The sequence below is a fragment of the Planktosalinus sp. genome (assembly GCF_059864935.1).
Map to the genome: position 1 here is coordinate 1 of NZ_JCBCCK010000179.1, position 2,224 is coordinate 2,224.

Consider the following 2,224-nt stretch of genomic DNA (forward strand, 5'->3'; position numbering starts at 1 on the left):
CATGAGTTCATTTATGACAAGCATAACATCGACAGTATTCAGTTTGAAAAAAGCAATGTTTTTTACGGAACTGATATCAACGCTTATGAGCGCATTCACATTAGGGTAAAAGAGTTTCTGGACAACAAAAAAACTGAAGTCGACACCCTTATTGCCAGAGAGAAAAGACGGCAGGATTCGATCAAAATTGTGGAAGATTCATTGAGATTAAAGAAAATTTTTGATGAATCTGATAAGCCCGCCGTTTTGCAAATGGTAAAACCGGTAAGAACTGACAGTCTGAATTAAGGATTATCTTTCCTGAAGTTTTTTACTATTTCATTGACAGTTTCATCAAGTGTCCTGAACTTATAATTGAGTGCTTCCTTAATCTTAGAATTGCTGTATTTCCTTTTTACAACTATGGCCCTTGCTGTACTTTTAAAGAGCATTTGTTTGCTTCCTGTCACAACACTTCTAAAGGCATCTGCGCTTGCTGCCAGCAGCAACATCCACAGCTTTAATTCTTTTTGAGGTGGCTTTTTGCCAAAAGCTTCGGCAATTTTACTCAGCAGGTTTTTATAGGATGTATCTTCAGCCACGATTATGTATCGTTCATTTTTGAAAGGACTTTTCATTAGGGCTATCAAAATTTTTGCCACGTCCACCACACCTACAAAGCCCATTTCACCGGTGGTGTAATGATTCAGCCCTTTGTAAACTCTCTTAAATATCACTCCGGTTCCTTTGTCCCAAAATCCGCTGCCAATAATTACTCCGGGGTTTACAATCACTGCTTCCAGTCCTTCCTGAGTGCCCCGCCAGACTTCCATTTCGGCACCATATTTTGAAATGGCATATACATTATTGTCATCGTCCGGATTCCAGGGCATTTCTTCGTGTATGGGTTCATTTTCTGATTTTCCAATGGCGGCTATACTGCTTACGTGACAAAGTTTTTTTACGCCAAAGGCCAAACAAAGATTCACTACATTGGCGGTTCCTTCAATATTTGATTTTTTTAGTTTATTGAAATTTTTGGGGTCAAAAGAAACATAAGCCGCGGCGTGATAAACATAATCAACACCCTGAAAAGCTTTGGTCAATGCAGGAATGTCATTGAGGTTGGCCTCCACCCATTCTATTTTGTCGAAAAGGCTTTGAGCTTCTAAAGTATAATAGCCAAAAACCTGTAAGACAGCTTTCAGGTTGCTGTTTTTACGGTGAATTGCCCTTACTTTTTGCCCATCCTGAAGCAAAAAATACATCAAATGTGCCCCAACAAGACCTGTACCTCCGGTTATTAGATTCATTGTACTAAAATACTCTTTTTTAAATTTCTGCTTCATCTTTAAACCGATAAATCTATCTTTGCAAAAACTTTTTTCAGATGCTCAAAAATTTTGTAGAAGAATTGCAATGGCGCGGAATGATTCAGGACATCATGCCCGAAACCGAGGAACATTTACTTGAAGAAATGCGCTCAGCTTATGTGGGCATCGACCCCACGGCAGATTCGCTGCACATTGGTCATTTGGTGAGTGTGATGATGCTGTGTCATTTTCAGCAATGCGGACACAGACCTGTAGTGCTTATTGGCGGCGCAACCGGTATGATTGGCGATCCTTCCGGAAAGTCTGAAGAACGCAATTTGCTTGATGAAGCCACATTAAGACACAATCAGGAAGCACTGAAAAAGCAACTATCACGGTTTTTGGATTTTGAGAGTGATAAAAACAATGCAGCTGTTTTGGTCAATAATTACGACTGGATGAAGGAGTTTTCATTTCTGGATTTCATCCGCGATGTGGGCAAACACATTACCGTAAATTATATGATGGCCAAAGACTCTGTAAAAAAACGCCTTTCCGGCGATGCCAAAGAAGGTATGTCGTTTACTGAATTTACTTACCAGCTTGTTCAGGGTTATGACTTTTTGCATTTATACAACTCAAAAGGTTGCACGCTCCAAATGGGCGGAAGCGACCAATGGGGAAACATCACCACCGGCACCGAACTCATTAGAAGAATTGGTGGCGGAAAAGGCTATGCACTCACCTGCCCGCTGATTACCAAGGCAGATGGGACAAAATTCGGTAAAACCGAAGGAGGTAATGTCTGGCTGGATGCTGAACGAACTTCGCCTTACAAGTTTTACCAATACTGGCTAAACACCAGCGATGAAGACGCCGAAAAATACATCAAGATTTTTACTTTTATATCCAAAGAAGACATCGAAACCCTG

General features: G+C 40.6%; 3 protein-coding genes. 2 read left to right on the forward strand and 1 reads right to left on the reverse strand.

Features of this window, described 5'->3' with window-relative positions; genetic code table 11:
• Nucleotides 1–288 (forward strand): DUF4296 domain-containing protein (locus tag AC6F75_RS06655; RefSeq protein ID WP_500714175.1); only part of this gene is annotated, 288 nt, incomplete at its 5' end.
• Here the strand turns inward: AC6F75_RS06655 and AC6F75_RS06660 are convergent.
• A complete protein-coding gene (locus AC6F75_RS06660; protein WP_500714176.1) occupies nucleotides 285–1,292 on the reverse strand; it encodes an NAD-dependent epimerase/dehydratase family protein in 1,008 nt (335 codons plus the stop codon). The genes AC6F75_RS06655 and AC6F75_RS06660 overlap by 4 nt on opposite strands.
• Nucleotides 1,293–1,369: 77 nt before the next feature.
• Here AC6F75_RS06660 and tyrS point away from each other — a divergent pair.
• Nucleotides 1,370–2,224 (forward strand): tyrosine--tRNA ligase (gene tyrS / locus AC6F75_RS06665; RefSeq protein ID WP_500714177.1); only part of this gene is annotated, 855 nt, incomplete at its 3' end.